We start from the raw sequence: 19,875 nt of genomic DNA on the forward strand, positions 1-19,875 counted from the left end.
GATCCTCGACTTACAACGGCTTGACGATGAACAGGCCGTCGTCGTGGCCTTCTTCGGAACCGCCGTAGACCTGCTCGGCCACGGTGCGGATCGAACTGCCGCGCGCGGCCAGGATCTGGTCCATGGCACCGGCGAACCAACCGGTGAACATATAGTCGACCTTGCGCCCGACCTTGCCGTACACATAGACGAATGCCGAGTGTTCGAGCTTGACGCTGGCGGTGCCTTTGTCCAGGTCGATGTCCTGGATCTTGAACAGGCCCCAGCCACGCTGCGACAGGCGCTTCATGTAGTGCTCGAACACCGCGACGCCTTCCAGGCCATGGCATTCGGCTTCTTTTTCACACCAGTGCCAGGCGGATTTGTAGCCGGCCTTGTAGAGAATCTCGGCGTAGGCGTCGGCGCCCAGCACTTCTTCGATGCCCATGTGGTTGTTGACGAAAAAGTGACGCGGCACGTACAGCATCGGCAGGGCGTCTGACGTCCAGATACCGGTTTCGCTGTCGACTTCGATAGGCAGTTGAGGGGCGATTTTGGCCATGAAAACTTGACTCCGGAAATGCGTGGTATTGCCTGCGGCACAGACGGCCGCAGGTAAGGGATTCGGCGATACGGCGGCGTTTATTCGCCCCAGACGTCCTTCAGGACGTTGACCCAGTTCTCGCCCATGATTTTGCGCACCACCCGCTCAGGATGGCCGCGCTTGAGCAGCGTCTCGGTGAGGTTCGGGAACTCGCCCACGGTGCGGATGCCCAGGGGGTTGATGATCTTGCCGAAGCTGGTCAGACGACGTGCATAGCCCTTGTCGTGGGTCAGCATTTCGAAGAAGTCCTGGCCGTGACCCTGGGTGAAGTCGGTGCCGATGCCGATGGCGTCTTCACCGACGATGTTCATGGTGTATTCGATGGCTTCGGCGTAGTCGTCGATGGTCGAATCGATGCCCTTGGCCAGGAACGGCGCGAACATGGTCACGCCAACGAAACCGCCGTGGTCGGCAATGAACTTCAGCTCTTCATCGGATTTGTTGCGCGGGTGTTCCTTCAGGCCGGACGGCAGGCAGTGGGAGTAGCACACTGGCTTCTTCGATTCGAGGATGACCTCTTCGGACGTCTTGGAACCGACGTGGGACAGGTCGCACATGATGCCGACACGGTTCATCTCGGCGACGATTTCGCGGCCGAAGCCCGACAGGCCACCGTCGCGCTCGTAGCAACCGGTGCCGACCAGGTTCTGGGTGTTGTAGCACATCTGCACCACACCCACGCCCAGTTGCTTGAAGATCTCGACGTAGCCGAGTTGGTCTTCGAAAGCGTGGGCGTTCTGGAAACCGAAAATGATGCCGGTCTTGCCCTGTTCCTTGGCGCGACGGATGTCGGCGGTGGTTTTCACCGGGATCACCAGGTCGCTGTTCTCGCGGATCAGTTTTTGGCTGGCCGCGATATTATTGATGGTGCCCTGGAAACCTTCCCACACCGACACGGTGCAATTGGCCGCGGTCAGGCCGCCCTTGCGCATGTCTTCGAACAGGTCGCGGTTCCATTTGGCAATGATCAGCCCGTCGATAACGATGCTGTCGGCGTGCAATTGCGCTGGGCTCATCAGGCAGTCCCCTTTTGTCAGCGATTCATGCGCCGAATCGTGTGCCGGCGCTTTGGGGCCAGCATATGCCTGAGGGCCGTGGCGACCCGGTGCAAAAACGACAGGGGAATTGCCGAAAGCGTCAATCCACGACAATGGACTACAACAGGCCCACCCCACCCGTCTGTTCTTTACCTGACGCTTGCGCCAGAATCCGCCGCATCACTGGTTTTCACTGGACTTGAGCGGCAACGCGATGAAATCACTCTTCCTGACTTTGGCACTGATCAGCACCCTGGCACACGCAACCGAAGACACCGAGCCCAACCCCTGCGACGAAGTTGAAAACGACGTCCAGACCCTGGCCTGCTCGGCCTACGGAAAAACCGCCGCCGTACAACTGCTGGACGAAAACCTGCAGAGCCTCCTTGAGCGCCTGCAAACCCGCTACGCCAGCGACAAGGCCCAGCTCAACGACATCACCACCAAGGTCAATACCGCCCAACAACTGTGGCAAAAACAGCGCGACGCCGACTGCGCCATCGCCGCCTTCCCGGCCAAACCCGGCAGCGACGCCTACAAAATCGCCGAAAACGACTGCATGGCCCAAGTGAGCGATGACCGGTCGGAGTTTTTGGAGTCGATTGGGCAAGACTGAGGGCAATATTCAGACACCTTTCACGCATTGGCCCTGAAGGGGATATAAGTCAGGTTTCGCAAACCTCATAAAAGACTTATGTCCTTCCATGAACACCATCCACAGGACCGGAAAAGCCGTTAGGCAGCTTCTAAAATTGCATGCTGCCCATCAGGCCCAGGTTCGGGACGCCGTTACGGCGCTCGCCCAGATGCCCGACGCGGTGAACGTCAAAGCGCTTGTCGGCCATGACTACGCCTATCGCCTTCGGGTAGGCCGCTATCGAGTCATGTTCGATTGGGACGGGGCGATCAAGATCGTCAGCATTCAAGAGGTCAGGAAACGCGATGAGCGTCCCTACTGATATTCAGATCATCAATGACGCAGACGGGCATCCCGCCTTTGTGGTCATTGCGTATGCCCAATACGTCGCGCAGAAACTGCAACCCGATCTCATCCCCCATGCAGTCGTCAGCCGCATCGTCGACGGCGCCACGCCCAGCCGTGCCTGGCGCGAACACCTGAACCTGACTCAAGATGAAGTCGCCAGGCGCCTGGGTATTTCTCAACCGGCCTTTGCCCAGCAAGAGTCCGTCGCCAAGCCTCGCCGCGCCACCCGCGAAAAAATTGCTGCGGCCTTTGGTATCCAGGCTGATCAGTTGGAGCTGTAAGCTGCACGTCACCATCGAGCAAAGGGCTTCACATGAAAACTTGCGGCATCGAAATCAAAGGCAGCGAAGCGATCATCGCTGTTGCCTCGCTGGATCAACAGGTGCTGAGCCACGTCGCGCTGAACACCAAGAAAATCGCCCTGGACGACGATGACGACGCCGCCAACGTCAAGGCTTTCGCCGCCCAAGTGCGGGCGTTCGTGACGGACAACGGCATCGAACGCATCGCCATCAAGAAGCGCAGCAAGAAAGGTGAGTTCGCCGGTGGCCCGACCACGTTCAAGATCGAAGGGGTTTTCCAGTTGCTGGAAGGTTGCGAGGTGACGCTGCTGTCACCGCAAACCCTCAATGCGCAGAGCAAGAAACACGACTTCACCCCGCCGGCGACGCTGAACAAGTATCAGCATGAGGCTTATAAGGCGGCGTGTTCGGCGCTGATGAAGAAATAGAGCTTTTGCACCGAACACCGTACCTATAGCCATGGGATTTTTTGTGGGCGCAAAGCTTGCTCGCGATGGAGGCGATGCGGTCCTTCAGAAACCGAGTCGACTGTTTCGCGAGCAAGCTTTGCTCCCACACCCCCCCCTCTCCACTCAGGTCACTATGCTCGACCGCTAATCGGGTCAGGACCGATTCTGTTGCTTACGATACCCCTTCAACCCATCGACAAACGCCTTGTCCTCCAGCGCATAACCACCCCGGTTGGACTTCCACACCCGTTCCTTTTCACGTCGCGCATCAATACAGGCTTGTCCGCCGAAACTTACGGAGGACAGTCTTGAAAAAATCACAGCACCCGCCACAAACAATCTAAATCAAGTTATTTTTAATTGTTCTCGATGCGCCGGTCATTGAAGCGTTTGATTTATCGCCACTTGTCGCCGATCCTCCCGCGGGCAGCGCGCGAAGCGTGTCCGATAACTGCGGGTGAAGTACGACGGTGACTCAAAGCCGCAGGCAATGCTCACTTCCAACACGCTCATGTCGGTCTGGCGCAACAGTTGCTGGGCCTTTTCCAGGCGCAGACGCAGGTAGAAGTTGCTCGGGGTGTCGTTCAGGTGCAGGCGGAACAGGCGTTCGAGCTGGCGACGGGTGACGTTGATCGACTCGGCCAGCGCCAAGGTGCTCAGGGGCGGCTCGCTGTGGGCTTCCATCTCACCGATGACGTGCACCAGTTTCTTGTTACGAATGCCATAGCGGTTGGCGATTTCCATGCGCTGGTGATCTTTGCGCGGGCGGATGCGGCCGAGCACGAACTGCTCGCTGACCTGGATCGAAAGTTCCGAACCGTGGGCCTGGCCGATCAGGTCCAGCATCAGGTCGATGGAAGCAGTGCCGCCCGCGCAAGTGATGCGGCGACGGTCGATCTCGAACAGTTCCTGGGTCACGCTGAGTTGCGGATAAGACTCCTTGAACGCCTCGAGCGCCTCCCAGTGCAAGGTCACGCGGTGCCCTTCCAACAGCCCCGCCTCGGCCAGCACCACACTGCCGGTGTCGATGCCGCCCAGCGTCACGCCTTCGTTGTCCAGCCGATGCAACCAGCGCTCCAGTGCCGGGGTGGCGAATTTCAGCGGTTCGAATCCGGCCACCACCCAGAGGGTCGCGCCTTTCTTCAAGGGCTCCAGTGCGGCATCGGCGTTGACCGACATGCCATTGCTCGCCAGCACCGGCCCGCCATCGACACTCAGCACATGCCAGCGGTACAGCTCGCCACGAAACCGATTGGCGACCCGCAAGGGCTCGATGGCCGAAATGAAACCGATGGCCGAAAAACCCGGCATCAACAAAAAGTAGAAATCCTGGGACATGGAGCGCACTCGGTTGGCGGGTAGCGTGCGGACCTTGATACGCCAGTTGCAACGGCCGTTCAAGAGTCGCTGCAGTGCAAGAGCACGTCGCCGCTGTGCGTTTTGCCTGGCACCGGGCTGCGTAACTTGGCATCACCGGCGCGCAGATGCCGCACCCCATAACAATAAGCTGCCGAGGAACCCGACATGAAACGACTGATCAGCTCCTGCGTACTTGGACTTTGCGGTACCACTTTGCTCAATGGCGCCGCCATGGCCGCCGAGCCCGCCGCGTGCCAGAACGTGCGCCTGGGCGTGGTCAACTGGACCGACGTCATCGCCACCAGCGCCCTGACCCAAGTGATGCTCGACGGCCTCGGCTACAAGACCAAGCAAACCAGCGCCTCCCAGCAAATCATCTTCGCCGGCATCCGCGACCAGCGGCTGGACTTGTTCCTGGGCTACTGGAACCCGCTGATGACCCAGACCATCACCCCGTTCGTCGAGGCCAAGCAGGTCAAGGTGCTGGAACAGCCCAGCCTCAAGGACGCCCGCGCCACCCTGGCCGTGCCGACCTACCTGGCCGACAAGGGCCTGAAGACCTTCGCCGACATCGCCAAATTCGAAAAAGAGCTGGGCGGCAAAATCTACGGCATCGAGCCCGGCTCCGGCGCCAATACCCAGATCAAGGCGATGATCGCCAAGAACCAGTTCGGCCTGGGCAAATTCCAGCTGGTGGAGTCCAGCGAGGCCGGCATGCTCGCCGCCGTGGACCGTGCCGTGCGGCGCAAGGAGGCCGTGGTGTTCTTCGGCTGGGCGCCACACCCGATGAACGTCAACGTGCAAATGACCTACCTCACCGGCAGCGACGACGCCCTCGGCCCGAACGAAGGCATGGCCACCGTCTGGACGGTCACTGCGCCGAACTACGCCGAGCAATGCCCGAACGTCGGCCGCTTGCTGAGCAACCTGACGTTCAGCGCCGAAGATGAGAGCCGGATGATGCAGCCGTTGCTCGATCACAAGGACCCGCTCGAATCGGCCCGGCAATGGCTCAAGGATCATCCGCAAGACAAGCAGCGCTGGCTCGAAGGCGTGACCACCTTCGACGGCAAGCCCGCCGCCGACAACCTGAAACTCACCAGCAACTGAACAACCGTTATCCATCTGCGCAGCGCCAAACGGCTGCGCGGTGACTCACCACGCCTGAAGGAAGCCGCACCATGAACCACGACGTCATCATCACCTGCGCACTCACCGGTGCTGGCGACACGACCGCCAAGAGCCCCCACGTGCCGGTCACCCCGAAACAGATCGCCTTCGCCGCCGTCGAGGCGGCGAAGGCCGGGGCCACGGTGGTCCATTGCCACGTCCGCGACCCGCAGACTGGCAAGTTCAGCCGTGACGTGGCGCTGTACCGCGAAGTGATGGCGCGCATCCGAGAGGCGGACGTGGACATCATCGTCAACCTCACCGCCGGCATGGGCGGCGACCTGGAGATCGGTGCGGGCGAACGGCCGATGGCGTTCGGTCCCAACACCGACCTGGTTGGGCCGCTGACCCGCCTGGCCCACGTCGAAGAGCTGTTGCCGGAAATCTGCACCCTGGATTGCGGCACCCTGAACTTCGGCGACGGCGACACCATTTACGTCTCCACCCCGGCGCAACTGCGGGCCGGCGCCAAGCGCATCACTGAGCTGGGCGTCAAGGCCGAGCTGGAGATCTTCGACACCGGTCACCTGTGGTTCGCCAAGCAACTGATCAAGGAAGGCCTGCTGGACAACCCGCTGTTCCAACTCTGCCTGGGCATCCCATGGGGCGCGCCGGCCGACACCACCACCATGAAAGCCATGGTCGACAACTTGCCGGCGGACGCGGTGTGGGCCGGCTTCGGCATCGGCCGCATGCAGATGCCGATGGCCGCCCAGGCGGTGCTGCTGGGAGGCAACGTGCGGGTCGGCCTGGAAGACAACCTCTGGCTGGACAAAGGCGTCCTCGCTACCAACGGTCAGTTGGTGGAGCGCGCCGGCGAAATCCTCAGCCGCCTCGGCGCCCGCGTGCTCACCCCGGCTGAAGGTCGCAAGAAAATGGGCCTGACCCAGCGCGGCTGAGCCGACATCCACCTTCCCCTATCGGGGGGCACAACCTGTGGGAGCAAGGCTTGCCCCCACAGGAGATCACCGAACTATTTCTTCAGGACATCACCATGAGCTTTATCACCGACATCAAGACCTTCGCCGCCCTGGGCAGCGGTGTGATCGGCAGCGGCTGGGTCAGCCGGGCCCTGGCCCATGGCCTGGACGTCGTCGCCTGGGACCCGGCGCCGGGTGCCGAAGCAGCGTTGCGCAAGCGCGTCGCCAATGCCTGGGGCGCCCTGGAGCAACAAGGCCTGGCACCCGGCGCTTCGCAAGATCGGTTGCGCTTTGTCGCCACCATCGAAGACTGCGTGCGCGACGCCGACTTCATCCAGGAAAGCGCCCCCGAGCGACTGGAATTGAAACTCGAGCTACACGCTCAGATCAGCGCCGCCGCCAAGTCAAACGCGCTCATCGGCTCCAGCACTTCGGGGTTACTGCCAAGCGAGTTCTATGAGGGTTCCACCCACCCGGAACGCTGTGTGGTCGGGCACCCGTTCAACCCGGTCTACCTGTTGCCGCTGGTGGAAGTGGTCGGCGGCAAACACACCGCGCCCGAAGCCGTGCAGGCGGCGATGCAGGTGTACGAATCCCTCGGCATGCGGCCGCTGCACGTGCGCAAGGAAGTGCCCGGTTTCATCGCCGACCGCCTGCTCGAAGCGTTGTGGCGCGAAGCCCTGCACCTGGTCAACGACGGCGTCGCCACCACCGGGGAAATTGACGACGCCATCCGCTTTGGCGCCGGACTGCGCTGGTCGTTCATGGGCACGTTCCTGACCTACACCCTGGCCGGCGGCGATGCCGGCATGCGGCACTTCATGGCCCAGTTCGGCCCGGCGCTGCAACTGCCGTGGACCTACCTGCCAGCGCCAGAGCTGACCGAAAAACTGATCGACGATGTGGTGGACGGCACCCGCGCGCAATTGGGCAGCCACAGCATCTCGGCCCTGGAGCGCTATCGTGATGATTGCCTGCTGGCGGTGCTGGAGGCGGTGAAGACCACCAAGGCCAAGCACGGCATGTCTTTCGCTGAATAACCCCCGGTGGGAACGGGCTTGCTCGCGAAGAGGCTGGTACATCCGCTAAATATCGTGCGGCAGATACACCGCCTTCGCGAGCAAGCCCGCTCCCACATGAATCCCAATCTTCCGCTGGATCGTCATCATGCCCACCCTCACCCCCTACCAAACCCACATCCTCCCCGAATGGGTTGATTACAACGGCCACCTGCGCGATGCCTTCTACCTGCTGATCTTCAGCTACGCCACCGACGCGCTGATGGACCGGCTCGGCCTGGACAGCCAGAACCGCGAAGCCTGCGGCCACTCGCTGTTCACCCTCGAACTTCATCTCAACTACCTGCACGAAGTGAAGCTCGACGCCCAGGTCGAGGTGCACACGCACATCATCGGCCACGACGCCAAACGCCTGCACCTCTACCACAGCCTGCATCTGGTCGGCGGTGATAAAGAGCTGGCCGGCAATGAACAGATGCTGCTGCACGTCGACCTGGCCGGCCCGCGCTCGGCGCCCTTCACGGAACAGACCCTGGGCCGGCTCAACGCCTTGCTCGAGCAACAATCCGACCTGCCGCCGACCTATATCGGCCGGGTCATCGCCCTGCCTGCCGCCCGGTAAGCCTTACACAGGAGATCGCATGAACACCGCCGCCGCTTTTGCCGACTTCCGCCGTTACCCCCTGATCTTCCCATTGACCGCCGCCACACCGTTGTCCGACCGGGTGCAAGTGACGTGGGCCGACGGCCGGGTCAGCCCCTTTCATCACCCGTGGTTGCGGGACAACTGCCCTTGCCCGCAATGCGTCTACAGCGTCACCCGCGAGCAGGTGCTGGAAATCGTCGACGTCCCTGAAGACATCGCCCCCGACGCAACCCGCCTCGACGACGAAGGCTGCCTGTGTGTGGACTGGCAGGACGGTCACCAGAGCCGTTTCGACCCGGGCTGGTTGCGCGCCCACGCCTACGATGATCAGTCCCGAGCCGAGCGCCTGGCGAACAAACCCCGGCGCCAATTGTGGCGGCGCGACCTGCAATTGCCAGTGTTCGATTACCCGGCACTGATGGACGATGCCGATGCGTTGTTGCAATGGTTGTTGGCGGTACGCGACATCGGCCTGACCCAAGTGCGCGGCGTACCCACCGAACCCGGCTCGCTGAAACGAGTTGCCCAGCGCATTGCCTTCATTCGAGAGAGCAACTTCGGCGTGCTGTTCAACGTGCAGTCCAAGGCCGATGCCGACAGCAACGCCTACACCGCTTTCAACCTGCCGCTGCACAGTGATTTGCCGACCCGGGAATTGCAGCCGGGGCTGCAATTCTTGCATTGCCTGGTGAATGACGCCGACGGTGGCGAGAGCATTTTTGTCGACGGTTTCGCCATTGCCGATTCCCTGCGCCAGAAAGACCCCGAGGCCTTCGACGCGCTGTGCCGGATCCCGGTGGAGTTTCGCAACAAGGACCGCCACAGCGACTACCGCTGCCTGGCCCCCATCATCGCGCTGGATGCCCTTGGGCAGGTTTCGGAAATCCGCATGGCGAACTTCCTGCGTGGGCCGTTCGACACCTCGGTCGAGCAGATGCCCAAGCTTTACCACGCCTACCGCCGCTTCATTGCCCTGACCCGAGAGCCACAATTTCGCCTGGTACAGCGCCTCGAACCCGGCCAGCTCTGGTGCTTCGACAACCGCCGCATCCTCCACGCCCGCAATGCCTTCGACCCGGCTTCCGGGGCCCGGCATTTCCAGGGGTGCTATGTGGATCGGGATGAGTTGTTGTCGCGGATTCTGGTGTTGCAGCGTTAGACCGCATCATCGTTCAGCGCGAGCAGGTTCTATGAACGACACAGAACCGCTGTGGGAGCGAGCCTGCTCGCGAAGGCGCCCGATCAAACAACACACTTTCACCTGATTCACACAGGCAAAAAAATCCCCGATCAAGCCGTGACAGGATCGGGGCAGGTTGCGTTACTGGAGGAGCTGTCGCGCGAGGGTGACCAAACCATCGTGATTCAGCTTGTGGGCAGTGTGCCCAGTCCAGTCCCGTGCAAGTTAGCCGAAAACGACGCCTCCATAGTCATTCATGACATTGCGACCATTTGCCCTTGCCGCCGCTTCGGGTGGCTACCAGAATCGAGACACGACCCCAATCCCTGAACAAGGAAAAGCGTCATGATGTACGCCGATTTGATCGACCAGGAAGACCTGCTGGGCCACCTCAAGGCCCTGGGTCTGCAAATACCCAGTGGCTCCACGGCCGAACAGGCGTGCGAGTGTGCTGTGCGGGGGCTGGACACCATCCGTGCCAATGAATTGCGGCGGATGGTCAAGGATATGTACACCAGCAGCGCCACCATCCTGCCGGCCGTGCGCCAGGCAATTGATAAGCAACTGTTGCCGGCGTTGATGCAATACCAGCAGAACCATAGCGCCTGACAGAACCAATGGTTCCCACAGGATTTGTGTCGTTCACGAAACCTGTGGGAGCAAGCTTGCTCGCGATGGCGGCCTGACTGAGTACATATCCGTTGCTGCGGTAACGGCGGCTTATGGTTCCGCCCTGACGGCGGCTCACTTTTGGAAGAGCGCCAAAAGTAAGCAAAAACGCTTTGCCCCACCACTCGGCACCTCGCCTAGGCTCGGTGTGCCCGAACGAAGGCATTGCTCCGTGGGCCCGCCGCGATCAACGTCCACCGCGAGGCGGCCTAGTAGCCGACCTAGCTCTCCCCGTCGTACACCCATCAGATCTGTTTGAGCAGGACCTGTGGGAGCAAAGCTTGCTCGCGAGGCGGCCTGACAGCCGGCCTGTCTCTCCAGCCAAACCCCAATCCAACTGTGGGAGCGAGCTTGCTCGCGAAGGCGGCCTTACAGCCAACCCGCCTCTCCAGCCAAACCCCAATCCAACTGTGGGAGCGAGCTTGCTCGCGATGAAGACGCTACGGTCTCAGAGTCTCACACTGGCAAACGTCGACTCATTACGCGCCTGGCTCAGCGCCGACAGCGGGCCGGACAATGGCGACAGCACCAGCGCCTGCGGCAGCGGCAACATCGCCACCTGTTGGGTGGTATTGGAGCCGACGCGTTCGTCGCGAGGCGGAATGCCGAAGTATTCGCGGTAGCACTTGGAGAAGTGCGGGGTGGAGACGAAGCCGCACACCGAGGCCACTTCGATGATCGACATCGGCGTCTGCTTGAGCAGTTGCCGTGCACGGATCAGCCGCAGCTTGAGGTAATAGCGCGACGGCGAACAGTGCAGGTATTTCTGGAACAACCGCTCCAACTGTCGCCGGGACACGGCGACGTACACCGCCAGTTCGTCCAGGTCGATCGGCTCTTCGAGGTTGGCCTCCATCAGCGCGACGATTTCCTGCAACTTCGGTTGGTTGGTACCGAGCATGTGCTTGAGCGGCACACGCTGATGGTCCTGTTCGTTGCGGATACGCTCGTAGACAAACATTTCCGAGATCGCCGCCGACAGTTCACGACCGTGATCGCGGCTGATCAAGTGCAGCATCATGTCCAGCGGCGCGGTGCCACCAGAGCTGGTGAAGCGGTTGCGGTCTAGGGAGAACAAACGGGTACTCATCGACACCCGCGGGAAAGCTTCCTGCATGGCAGCCAGGCATTCCCAGTGCACGCTGCAATCGAAGCCGTCCAGCAGGCCGGCGCAGGCCAGGGCCCAACTGCCGGTACAAACCGCGCCGAGGCGACGGGACTGGCGGGCCTGGCTCTGCAACCACGACACGTGTTCGCGGGTCACGGTGCGCTGGATGCCGACGCCGCCACAGACGATGACAGTATCCAGGGGCGGCGCCTTGTGCATGGAGGCGTCGGGGGTGATCTGCAAACCGTCGCTGGCCCAGACTTGGCCGCCATCGACCGTAAGGGTGGTCCAACGATACAGCTCACGACCGGACAATTGGTTGGCCATGCGTAGCGGTTCTACCGCGGACGCCAGGGAAATCAGCGTGAAATTGTCCAGCAGCAAAAAGCCGATGGATTGAGGCGTACGGTTCTGGGATTGGGCCCCTGAGTTGGACGGCGTCATCGCGGTATCTCCTCACACAAAGCGGGTGATGGCCTCAGGCGGAGGCTCTTTTTATTGGTTGTTGCCCTCGTTCTCACGAAGGAGCTGGGCTTTACAGCGATAGAGCAATTGCCATGCCTAAAATTGAATACGCGTTCAATAAATCCTGAAAACGACATCACGAGCAGTCTATATAAGGCGTGCATCGAGTACGGGTTATGAGCGCCATCAATGGCGGCTGGCACCTGCCACAACAGACAGTGAGCAGTTCGGTATCACTTGTGGGAACTGGGCTGCGCCGCTTGCACAACGAGTATCACCACAGGTGCGGGTGACGGACGGTCGAGCGCGCTTCAGCGCCTGGATCGACAAAACGGGACTTGTCTGTTTGCGACGCGCCAAAAGGTGGCGCGTTTGCAGATCGGTGTTCATTTTGCGAGCAGTTTTCGCTCTTGTGGATAAAGAAAATCATCAGTGGGAACAAAGCTTGCTCGCGAGGGTGGTAGGTCAGTCGACATCCATGTTGAATCTACTGCCCCCATCGCGGGCAAGCCTTGCTCCCACAGAGAACCCCCTTGCTACAGAGGGTTGCGCGAACGCGATTCAGCACTCCACCGCACTGACCGCCAAGCCGCCGCGCGAGGTCTCCTTGTATTTGTCATGCATGTCGGCACCGGTATCACGCATGGTGCGGATCACCCGATCCAGGGAGATGAAATGCTGGCCATCCCCGCGCAGGGCCATTTGGGCGGCGTTGATTGCCTTGACCGCGGCGATCGCATTGCGCTCGATGCACGGCACCTGCACCAGGCCACCCACTGGGTCGCAGGTCAGGCCGAGGTTGTGCTCCAGGCCGATTTCCGCCGCGTTGCACAGTTGCTCCGGCGTGGCCCCGAGGATTTGCGCCAGGCCTGCAGCCGCCATGGCGCAGGCCGATCCCACTTCGCCCTGGCAACCGACTTCGGCGCCGGAAATCGATGCGTTCTTTTTGCACAGGATTCCAACGGCCGCCGCACCGAGGAAATAATCCACGACGTTGGCGTCGGTGACCGCTTCGCTGAACTTCATGAAGTAATGCAGCACCGCCGGAATGATCCCCGCCGCCCCATTGGTCGGCGCCGTGACCATGCGCCCACCGGCGGCGTTCTCCTCGTTGACCGCCAGGGCGAACAGGTTGACCCACTCCATGGCACTGAGGGTCGAGCCGATGACATTGGGCTTGTTCAGCTCTTGCAAGCTGCGATGCAACTTGGCCGCACGCCGACGCACATTCAAGCCGCCCGGCAAGATACCTTCGTGCTTGAGGCCCTGCTCGACGCAATCCTGCATGGCCCGCCAGAGTTTCATCAGGCCGCTGCGGATCTCGTCTTCCGAACGCCAGACCTTTTCGTTGGCCATCATCAACTCGGCCACCCGCAAGTTATGGCTGCGGCACAACTGGAGCAACTCTTCGGCGCTGGAAAAATCGTAAGGCAGTTCGGTGCGGTCCAGGTCCACCACACCGCTGGTGGCTTGGGCCTGATCGACGACGAAACCGCCGCCGACCGAGTAAAAGGTGTTACGGTATAGCTCGTCGCCGTTGGCGGCCTCGACCACCAGCGTCATGGCGTTGGGATGGAATGGCAGGTTTTCGTCGATCAGGCGCATGTCCCGGGACCAGACGAAAGGCACCGGTAGGCGACCGTCCAGCAGCAGAGTCTGGGTCTGGCGCAGTCGCTCGATGCACACACCAATCTGCGATGGGTCGATCGCGTCCGGCCACTCGCCCATCAAGCCCATAATCACCGCGTTATCGCTACCATGGCCGATGCCAGTGGCGGAAAGCGAACCGTAGAGTTGAACTTCCACCCGTGCTACCTGCCCCAAAATTCCTCGCTCACGCAAACCTTGCACGAACAATGCGGCGGCCCGCATCGGGCCCACGGTGTGTGAGCTGGACGGACCGATACCGATTTTGAACAGGTCAAAAACGCTGATTGCCATTGCCGAAAACTCCAGAACAGGCACATCCGGGCGCAGGAGCGTCCGGTGACGGAGCTGCTAAGCTCAACGTCGGATGGCCGCATCATCCGGTTTTTGCCTTGGGCCCCGACGTCTGACACCGACGCAATCATGCCCACCAACGCCGCCCCGCCCTGCCCCCGGTTTTACGCCGTTTTTCTGCGTGTCAGAGCCCCCCCAGGGGCGAAAAAAAGCTGTAACCGACATCACCGATACTAGATGCGACCCTCCCTGTACTGGATACGACCCCCCCTGTAGGCGTCAGATTTGCACTGGTACATGATCGGTTACGGCTCGTTTGCAAGGCCGCGTGTCACACAGTGCCCACGCGCCACCAACCGCAGAATCCAATTAAGCGCGGTTGTCCTCCCGGACACCGCCGATAAAACACCAGGAGTCCGCCCATGAAAGGTTCCACGTCATTGTTGTTGGCAGCCATGCTGAGTCTTCCAATGTTGGCCAGCGCCGCTGAACCCGAACAGTGCAGCACCGTCAACTTCTCCGATGTCGGCTGGACCGACATCACCGTGACCACCGCCACCGCCAGCGTGGTACTCGACGCCCTCGGCTACACGACCAAGACCACCATGATTTCCGTGCCGGTAACCTACAAGTCCCTGGCCGATGGCAAGAACATGGACGTGTTCCTCGGCAACTGGATGCCGACCATGGAAAACGACATCAAGGCCTACCGCGAAGCCGGCACCGTGGAAACCGTGCGCACCAACCTCAAGGGTGCCAAGTACACCCTCGCCGTCCCTCAGGCTTTGTATGACAAAGGCCTGCACGACTTCGCCGACATCCCCAAATTCAAGAAAGAACTCGACGGCAAGATCTACGGTATCGAACCCGGCAACGACGGCAACCGCCTGATCCAGAGCATGATCGAAAAGAACGCCTTCGGCCTGAAGGATGCAGGCTTCAAAGTCGTCGAATCGAGTGAAGCCGGCATGCTCTCGCAGGTCGACCGCTCCGCCAGGCGTGGCACCGACGTGGTGTTCCTCGGCTGGGCACCACACCCGATGAACACCCGCTTCAAGATCCAGTACCTGACCGGCGGCGACGACTTCTTCGGCCCCGACTTCGGTGCCGCAACCGTGGCGACCAACACCCGCAAGGGCTACAGCCAAGAGTGCAGCAACGTTGGCCAGCTGTTGAAAAACCTGGAGTTCACCGTCGACATGGAAAGCACGCTGATGGGCAACGTGCTCGACGACAAGATGAAACCTGAGGCCGCCGCCAAGGCCTGGCTGAAGAAAAACCCACAGGTACTCGATACCTGGTTGGCTGGCGTGACCACCATTGACGGTAAACCTGGCCTGGACGCCGTGAAAGCCAAGCTTGCACAGTAACTGCTTATGTTATGCCAGGCGGGCCCGCCCGCCTGGGCTGTTCATTCCCTTGCATGCGGACGTCCACTACCATGCTCATTGATCAAAAAATACCCTTAGGCCAGTACATTGCCGGCTTCGTCGATTGGTTGACGCAACACGGCGCCAACACTTTCGATGCCATCGCACTGTTTCTGGAAACGATGATTCACGGCGTGACGTTTGCGCTGACCTGGTTCAACCCGTTGGCTTTGATCGGCCTCATCGCGCTATTCGCGCACTTCATCCAGCGCAAATGGGGCCTGACCGTATTCGTCATCGCGTCCTTCCTGCTGATCCTCAACCTGGGTTACTGGCAAGAGACCATGGAAACCCTCGCCCAGGTGCTGTTCGCGACCCTGGTTTGCGTACTGATCGGCGTGCCGCTGGGCATTGTTGCCGCGCACAAGCCGCTGTTCTACACCCTGATGCGCCCGGTACTCGATCTGATGCAGACCGTACCGACCTTCGTATACCTCATTCCTACCCTGACCCTTTTCGGTCTGGGTGTGGTCCCGGGCCTGATCTCCACGGTAGTGTTCGCGATTGCCGCGCCCATCCGCCTGACCTACCTGGGCATCCGCGACGTACCAGAGGAACTGATGGACGCCGGCAAAGCTTTCGGCTGCTCCCGTCGCCAACTCCTGTCGCGTATCGAACTGCCCCATGCGATGCCAAGCATCGCGGCCGGTATCACCCAGTGCATCATGCTGTCCTTGTCGATGGTGGTGATCGCCGCGCTGGTGGGGGCCGATGGCCTGGGTAAACCTGTGGTCAACGCACTGAACACCGCCGATATCGCCCTGGGCTTTGAAGCTGGCCTGGCAATCGTACTGCTGGCGATCATGCTCGACCGAATCTGCAAACAACCCGACGCCAAAGTAAGGAGTGACGCATGAGCATCATTCATTTTGAAGACGTCGACGTGATCTTCGCCAGGGATCCACGCGAAGCCCTGAAGCTGCTCGACCAAGGCATGACCCGCAACGAAATCCTGAAGAAAACCGGGCAGATCGTCGGCGTTGAAAAAGCCAGCCTGGACATCGAGAAAGGCGAAATCTGTGTCTTGATGGGCCTTTCCGGTTCCGGCAAATCCAGCCTGTTGCGCTGCATCAACGGCTTGAACACCGTCAGTCGCGGCAAGCTGTTCGTCGAACACGAAGGCCGGCAGATCGACATCGCCTCCTGCACCCCCGCCGAACTGAAGATGATGCGCACCCAGCGCATTGCCATGGTGTTCCAGAAGTTCGCCCTGATGCCTTGGCTGACGGTGCGCGAGAACATCAGCTTTGGTCTGGAAATGCAGGGTCGCCCTGAGAAAGAACGCCGCAAGCTGGTGGATGAGAAGCTGGAGCTGGTGGGCCTGGCCCAGTGGCGCAACAAGAAGCCCGACGAATTGTCCGGCGGCATGCAGCAACGGGTTGGCCTGGCCCGCGCCCTGGCGATGGACGCCGACATCCTGCTGATGGATGAACCGTTCTCGGCCCTCGACCCATTGATCCGCCAAGGCCTGCAAGACGAACTGCTGGAGCTGCAACGCAAGCTGAGCAAAACCATCGTGTTCGTCAGCCACGACCTCGACGAAGCCCTGAAGCTGGGCAGCCGTATCGCGATCATGAAAGACGGCCGGATCGTCCAGTACAGCAAACCCGAAGAGATCGTGCTGAACCCGGCCGATGACTACGTGCGCACCTTCGTCGCCCACACCAACCCGCTCAACGTGCTGTGCGGTCGCAGCCTGATGCGCACCCTGGACAACTGCAAGCGCATCAACGGTTCGGTGTGCCTGGACCCGAGCGGCGACTCCTGGCTCGACCTGGCCGAAGGCAACACCATCAAGGGCGCCCGGCAGAACGGCGCGGCGCTGGACCTGCAAAACTGGGTACCGGGCCAAGCCGTCGAAGAACTGGGCCGGCACCCGACCCTGGTGGACTCCAACATCGGCATGCGCGACGCGTTGCAGATTCGCTACCAGACCGGCAATAAACTGGTGCTCCACGATAACCAGCAAATCGTCGGGATCCTCGGCGACAGCGAGCTGTACCACGCACTGCTGGGCAAGAACCTGGGCTAAGCCAACGCCTGCAAAGACGCCGCGAGATGAACGCGGTGTCTTTGTTTGGCCCTCTCTCAAACCCACACAAGCCCCGGTGGCGCCTCTCTTCGTTCCAGCCCATCGACCAGTGGGCATCCAACCCACGGATGTCATAAAGACATCCCGAAAAAACCTCGCCTTATCCCGCGGGGTCACGCTGTCTCAGGTGCCACATGCCCATTTGCGCATAAGGAATTTCGGCAACAGCGACGAGCCGTCGCAGAACTCACTTTTTGTTGATTGAACGTTCAATCAAAACAAAATAGACTGGTTTCGTTCCGGCAGACGACATTCGCGAGCCCAATGGCCTAAGGAGATGTGCTAGATGCCCAAGGTCGGTATACAACCCATGCGCCGCCAACAACTGATCGAAGCCACGTTGCAAGCGGTCGATCAGGTCGGTATGGGGGACGCCAGCATTGCGCTGATCGCCCGTTTGGCCGGTGTCTCCAACGGCATCATCAGTCACTACTTTCAGGACAAGAATGGCCTGATCGCGGCCACGGCCCAGTACCTGATGAGTGTCCTGAGCGAGAACGTCACCGCGCGCCGCCAGGCGCTGGAGGACACAAGCGCCCGGGCTCACCTCAAGGTGATCATCGAAGGCAACTTCGACGCCAGCCAGGTCAATGGCCCGGCAATGAAAACCTGGCTGGCCTTCTGGGCCACCAGCATGCACCACCCGTCTTTGCACAGGTTGCAGCGGATCAACGATCACCGTCTGTATTCCAACCTGTGTAGCCAGTTCCGCCGCGTGCTGCCCGTTGATCAGGCACGCAGCGCGGCACGGGGGCTGGCCGCGCTGATTGACGGTTTGTGGCTGCGCGGAGCGCTGTCGGGAGACGCGTTCGATACCGCCCAGGCGCACCAGATCGCTCACGAATACATGGATCTCCAACTGGCCAAAGCAGGGGCGCCAGAGCACACAGAACCGCTCGACTCCTGAACCACCGCCGAGCCGCGTCGTCAGCTATAAACGACGCGCTCCGCTGGCCAGCCAACCACTTATGCACTTGCGAGGACTTTATGGCCCGTTTCGAACTGCAAAAACTCTACATCGATGGCGCGTACAGTGATGCCAGCGGCGACGCCACTTTCGAAGCCATCAACCCTGCCAACGGTGAAGTCCTTGCCCAAGTGCAGCGTGCGACGTTCGAAGACGTCGAGCGCGCCGTGGCCAGCGCCGAAAAAGGCCAGAAAATCTGGGCCGCCATGACCGCCATGCAGCGTTCGCGCATCCTGCGTCGCGCCGTGGAGATCCTGCGCGAGCGCAACGATGAGTTGGCCGCCCTGGAAACCCTGGACACCGGCAAGGCCTACTCCGAAACCCGCTACGTCGACATCGTCACCGGCGCCGACGTGCTGGAATACTACGCCGGCCTGGTGCCTGCCATCGAAGGCGAGCAGGTTCCGCTGCGCACCACTTCATTCGTCTACACCCGTCGCGAGCCCCTGGGCGTCGTGGCCGGTATCGGCGCGTGGAACTACCCGATCCAGATCGCCCTGTGGAAATCCGCCCCGGCCCTGGCGGCCGGTAACGCGATGATCTTCAAGCCGAGCGAAGTCACCTCGCTGACCACCCTGAAACTGGCCGAAATCTACACCGAGGCCGGCGTTCCAGCGGGTGTGTTCAACGTACTGACCGGCAGCGGCCGCGAAGTCGGCACCTGGCTGACCGAGCACCCGCGCATCGAAAAAATCTCCTTCACCGGCGGCACCGACACCGGCAAGAAAGTCATGGCCAGCGCCTCGAGTTCTTCGCTCAAGGACGTGACCATGGAACTGGGCGGCAAGTCGCCGCTGATCATCTTCGACGACGCCGACCTGGATCGCGCCGCCGACACCGCGATGATGGCCAACTTCTATAGCTCCGGTCAGGTCTGCACCAACGGCACCCGCGTGTTTGTGCCGAGCCACCTCAAGACCGCCTTCGAAGCCAAGATCGCCGAGCGCGTGGCGCGCATCCGCATCGGTAATCCTGAGGACGAAAACACCAATTTCGGTCCGCTGGTGAGCTTCGCCCACATGGAAAGCGTGCTGGGCTACATCGAGAAAGGCAAAGCCGAAGGCGCGCGCCTGTTGTGCGGCGGCAGTCGCCTGACCGACGGCGAATTGGCCAAGGGCGCGTTCGTCGCCCCGACCGTGTTCACCGATTGCACCGACGAGATGACCATCGTTCGCGAAGAAATCTTCGGCCCGGTGATGAGTATCCTCACCTATGACACCGAAGAAGAAGTGATCCGTCGCGCCAACGACACCGACTTCGGCCTGGCCGCCGGCGTCGTGACCCGCGACCTGAACCGCGCCCACCGAGTGATCCACCAGCTCGAAGCCGGCATCTGCTGGATCAATGCCTGGGGTGAGTCGGCGGCTGAAATGCCGGTCGGTGGCTACAAGCAATCGGGCGTGGGCCGGGAGAACGGTATCAGCTCGCTGAACAACTTCACCCGCATCAAATCGGTACAGGTCGAGTTGGGCGATTACACGTCGGTGTTCTGATCCAGCGTCGTCTCTGAGACCGCCATCGCGAGCCGGCTCGCTCCCACAGGAGCCCCCATT

20 protein-coding genes are annotated in these 19,875 nt (G+C 61.1%); 15 read left to right on the top strand and 5 right to left on the bottom strand.

Annotated features, from left to right (window positions below; all coding sequences use genetic code 11):
- Positions 1 to 10: 10 nt before the first annotated feature.
- Together AACY42_RS05385 and AACY42_RS05390 are read right to left on the bottom strand one after the other, a co-directional pair.
- Positions 11 to 541, bottom strand: coding sequence for a DUF5943 domain-containing protein (locus AACY42_RS05385; RefSeq protein ID WP_025215877.1), 531 nt, complete (start codon positions 539 to 541; stop codon positions 11 to 13).
- 80 nt (positions 542 to 621) lie between these two features.
- Positions 622 to 1,599 (bottom strand): dipeptidase, encoded by a 978-nt coding sequence (locus AACY42_RS05390; RefSeq protein ID WP_339477361.1) that lies wholly within the window; start codon positions 1,597 to 1,599, stop codon positions 622 to 624.
- A gap of 235 nt (positions 1,600 to 1,834) precedes the next feature.
- On the opposite strand from AACY42_RS05390, the gene AACY42_RS05395 reads away from it, so the two are divergent.
- The 4 genes from AACY42_RS05395 to AACY42_RS05410 all read left to right on the top strand — a co-directional run bounded on the left by AACY42_RS05395 (position 1,835) and on the right by AACY42_RS05410 (position 3,335).
- Positions 1,835 to 2,236, top strand: coding sequence for a lysozyme inhibitor LprI family protein (locus tag AACY42_RS05395; RefSeq protein WP_339477364.1), 402 nt, complete (start codon positions 1,835 to 1,837; stop codon positions 2,234 to 2,236).
- A gap of 88 nt (positions 2,237 to 2,324) precedes the next feature.
- Entirely contained in the window at positions 2,325 to 2,579 is a 255-nt protein-coding gene (locus AACY42_RS05400) for a type II toxin-antitoxin system RelE family toxin (RefSeq protein WP_339477367.1), read from the top strand.
- Entirely contained in the window at positions 2,563 to 2,886 is a 324-nt protein-coding gene (locus tag AACY42_RS05405) for a helix-turn-helix domain-containing protein (RefSeq protein WP_339477370.1), read from the top strand. Before AACY42_RS05400 ends, AACY42_RS05405 begins: the two co-directional genes overlap by 17 nt.
- A gap of 32 nt (positions 2,887 to 2,918) precedes the next feature.
- A complete protein-coding gene (locus AACY42_RS05410) occupies positions 2,919 to 3,335 on the top strand; it encodes a DUF3010 family protein (RefSeq protein ID WP_339477373.1) in 417 nt (138 codons plus the stop codon).
- A 399-nt stretch (positions 3,336 to 3,734) separates the two neighbouring features.
- On the opposite strand, the gene AACY42_RS05415 is transcribed toward AACY42_RS05410, so the two are convergent.
- On the bottom strand, positions 3,735 to 4,694 hold the full coding sequence (locus AACY42_RS05415; protein WP_339477376.1) for a GlxA family transcriptional regulator: 960 nt from the start codon (positions 4,692 to 4,694) through the stop codon (positions 3,735 to 3,737).
- A gap of 186 nt (positions 4,695 to 4,880) precedes the next feature.
- On the opposite strand from AACY42_RS05415, the gene AACY42_RS05420 reads away from it, so the two are divergent.
- The 6 genes from AACY42_RS05420 (at position 4,881) to AACY42_RS05445 (ending at position 10,259) form a co-directional block, all read left to right on the top strand.
- The gene (locus AACY42_RS05420; RefSeq protein ID WP_339477379.1) at positions 4,881 to 5,825 is read left to right on the top strand and encodes a choline ABC transporter substrate-binding protein; all 945 of its coding nucleotides are present in this window, start codon (positions 4,881 to 4,883) and stop codon (positions 5,823 to 5,825) included.
- 71 nt (positions 5,826 to 5,896) lie between these two features.
- On the top strand, positions 5,897 to 6,784 hold the full coding sequence (locus tag AACY42_RS05425) for a 3-keto-5-aminohexanoate cleavage protein (RefSeq protein ID WP_339477382.1): 888 nt from the start codon (positions 5,897 to 5,899) through the stop codon (positions 6,782 to 6,784).
- A gap of 95 nt (positions 6,785 to 6,879) precedes the next feature.
- Positions 6,880 to 7,845, top strand: a complete 966-nt coding sequence (locus tag AACY42_RS05430) for an L-carnitine dehydrogenase (protein ID WP_339477384.1) — start codon at positions 6,880 to 6,882, stop codon at positions 7,843 to 7,845.
- Positions 7,846 to 7,972: 127 nt separating this feature from the next.
- The gene (locus AACY42_RS05435) at positions 7,973 to 8,446 is read left to right on the top strand and encodes a thioesterase family protein (RefSeq protein ID WP_339477387.1); all 474 of its coding nucleotides are present in this window, start codon (positions 7,973 to 7,975) and stop codon (positions 8,444 to 8,446) included.
- 19 nt (positions 8,447 to 8,465) lie between these two features.
- Positions 8,466 to 9,629, top strand: a complete 1,164-nt coding sequence (locus AACY42_RS05440) for a gamma-butyrobetaine dioxygenase (protein WP_339477390.1) — start codon at positions 8,466 to 8,468, stop codon at positions 9,627 to 9,629.
- Between the two features lie 366 nt (positions 9,630 to 9,995).
- A complete protein-coding gene (locus tag AACY42_RS05445; protein WP_339477392.1) occupies positions 9,996 to 10,259 on the top strand; it encodes a hypothetical protein in 264 nt (87 codons plus the stop codon).
- 508 nt (positions 10,260 to 10,767) lie between these two features.
- Here AACY42_RS05445 and AACY42_RS05450 read toward each other — a convergent pair.
- Both AACY42_RS05450 and AACY42_RS05455 read right to left on the bottom strand, forming a co-directional pair.
- Complete coding sequence (locus AACY42_RS05450; protein ID WP_339477394.1) at positions 10,768 to 11,871, bottom strand: GlxA family transcriptional regulator; 1,104 nt, start codon at positions 11,869 to 11,871, stop codon at positions 10,768 to 10,770.
- Between the two features lie 582 nt (positions 11,872 to 12,453).
- Positions 12,454 to 13,833 (bottom strand): L-serine ammonia-lyase, encoded by a 1,380-nt coding sequence (locus tag AACY42_RS05455; RefSeq protein WP_339477397.1) that lies wholly within the window; start codon positions 13,831 to 13,833, stop codon positions 12,454 to 12,456.
- 422 nt (positions 13,834 to 14,255) lie between these two features.
- On the opposite strand from AACY42_RS05455, the gene AACY42_RS05460 reads away from it, so the two are divergent.
- The 5 genes from AACY42_RS05460 to betB all read left to right on the top strand — a co-directional run bounded on the left by AACY42_RS05460 (position 14,256) and on the right by betB (position 19,815).
- Entirely contained in the window at positions 14,256 to 15,203 is a 948-nt protein-coding gene (locus AACY42_RS05460; protein WP_339477399.1) for a choline ABC transporter substrate-binding protein, read from the top strand.
- Between the two features lie 71 nt (positions 15,204 to 15,274).
- Positions 15,275 to 16,120 (top strand): choline ABC transporter permease subunit, encoded by an 846-nt coding sequence (choW, locus tag AACY42_RS05465; protein ID WP_339477402.1) that lies wholly within the window; start codon positions 15,275 to 15,277, stop codon positions 16,118 to 16,120.
- The gene (gene choV / locus AACY42_RS05470; protein ID WP_339477405.1) at positions 16,117 to 17,295 is read left to right on the top strand and encodes a choline ABC transporter ATP-binding protein; all 1,179 of its coding nucleotides are present in this window, start codon (positions 16,117 to 16,119) and stop codon (positions 17,293 to 17,295) included. The genes choW and choV overlap by 4 nt, the downstream gene beginning before the upstream one ends.
- 346 nt (positions 17,296 to 17,641) lie before the next feature.
- On the top strand, positions 17,642 to 18,262 hold the full coding sequence (gene betI / locus AACY42_RS05475; RefSeq protein ID WP_339477407.1) for a transcriptional regulator BetI: 621 nt from the start codon (positions 17,642 to 17,644) through the stop codon (positions 18,260 to 18,262).
- A gap of 80 nt (positions 18,263 to 18,342) precedes the next feature.
- Positions 18,343 to 19,815: a betaine-aldehyde dehydrogenase gene (gene betB / locus AACY42_RS05480; RefSeq protein ID WP_339477409.1), complete on the top strand. Its 1,473-nt coding sequence runs from the start codon at positions 18,343 to 18,345 to the stop codon at positions 19,813 to 19,815.
- Positions 19,816 to 19,875 lie beyond the last annotated feature (60 nt).

The sequence above is a fragment of the Pseudomonas sp. RL_5y_Pfl2_73 genome (assembly GCF_963970515.1).
Classification (GTDB): domain Bacteria; phylum Pseudomonadota; class Gammaproteobacteria; order Pseudomonadales; family Pseudomonadaceae; genus Aquipseudomonas.

What these genes read in the sequence shown, in the direction of transcription:
- choV (WP_339477405.1), top strand. Translation starts at nt 16,117, where the DNA reads ATGAGCATCATTCATTTTGAAGACGTCGACGTGATCTTCGCCAGGGAT.
- AACY42_RS05420 (WP_339477379.1), top strand. Translation starts at nt 4,881, where the DNA reads ATGAAACGACTGATCAGCTCCTGCGTACTTGGACTTTGCGGTACCACT.
- AACY42_RS05400 (WP_339477367.1), top strand. Translation starts at nt 2,325, where the DNA reads ATGAACACCATCCACAGGACCGGAAAAGCCGTTAGGCAGCTTCTAAAA.
- AACY42_RS05435 (WP_339477387.1), top strand. Translation starts at nt 7,973, where the DNA reads ATGCCCACCCTCACCCCCTACCAAACCCACATCCTCCCCGAATGGGTT.
- AACY42_RS05445 (WP_339477392.1), top strand. Translation starts at nt 9,996, where the DNA reads ATGATGTACGCCGATTTGATCGACCAGGAAGACCTGCTGGGCCACCTC.
- AACY42_RS05415 (WP_339477376.1), bottom strand. Translation starts at nt 4,694, where the DNA reads ATGTCCCAGGATTTCTACTTTTTGTTGATGCCGGGTTTTTCGGCCATC.
- AACY42_RS05385 (WP_025215877.1), bottom strand. Translation starts at nt 541, where the DNA reads ATGGCCAAAATCGCCCCTCAACTGCCTATCGAAGTCGACAGCGAAACC.
- AACY42_RS05460 (WP_339477399.1), top strand. Translation starts at nt 14,256, where the DNA reads ATGAAAGGTTCCACGTCATTGTTGTTGGCAGCCATGCTGAGTCTTCCA.
- AACY42_RS05455 (WP_339477397.1), bottom strand. Translation starts at nt 13,833, where the DNA reads ATGGCAATCAGCGTTTTTGACCTGTTCAAAATCGGTATCGGTCCGTCC.
- AACY42_RS05440 (WP_339477390.1), top strand. Translation starts at nt 8,466, where the DNA reads ATGAACACCGCCGCCGCTTTTGCCGACTTCCGCCGTTACCCCCTGATC.
- AACY42_RS05430 (WP_339477384.1), top strand. Translation starts at nt 6,880, where the DNA reads ATGAGCTTTATCACCGACATCAAGACCTTCGCCGCCCTGGGCAGCGGT.
- AACY42_RS05410 (WP_339477373.1), top strand. Translation starts at nt 2,919, where the DNA reads ATGAAAACTTGCGGCATCGAAATCAAAGGCAGCGAAGCGATCATCGCT.
- AACY42_RS05395 (WP_339477364.1), top strand. Translation starts at nt 1,835, where the DNA reads ATGAAATCACTCTTCCTGACTTTGGCACTGATCAGCACCCTGGCACAC.
- choW (WP_339477402.1), top strand. Translation starts at nt 15,275, where the DNA reads ATGCTCATTGATCAAAAAATACCCTTAGGCCAGTACATTGCCGGCTTC.
- AACY42_RS05390 (WP_339477361.1), bottom strand. Translation starts at nt 1,599, where the DNA reads ATGAGCCCAGCGCAATTGCACGCCGACAGCATCGTTATCGACGGGCTG.
- AACY42_RS05450 (WP_339477394.1), bottom strand. Translation starts at nt 11,871, where the DNA reads ATGACGCCGTCCAACTCAGGGGCCCAATCCCAGAACCGTACGCCTCAA.
- betB (WP_339477409.1), top strand. Translation starts at nt 18,343, where the DNA reads ATGGCCCGTTTCGAACTGCAAAAACTCTACATCGATGGCGCGTACAGT.
- AACY42_RS05405 (WP_339477370.1), top strand. Translation starts at nt 2,563, where the DNA reads ATGAGCGTCCCTACTGATATTCAGATCATCAATGACGCAGACGGGCAT.
- AACY42_RS05425 (WP_339477382.1), top strand. Translation starts at nt 5,897, where the DNA reads ATGAACCACGACGTCATCATCACCTGCGCACTCACCGGTGCTGGCGAC.
- betI (WP_339477407.1), top strand. Translation starts at nt 17,642, where the DNA reads ATGCCCAAGGTCGGTATACAACCCATGCGCCGCCAACAACTGATCGAA.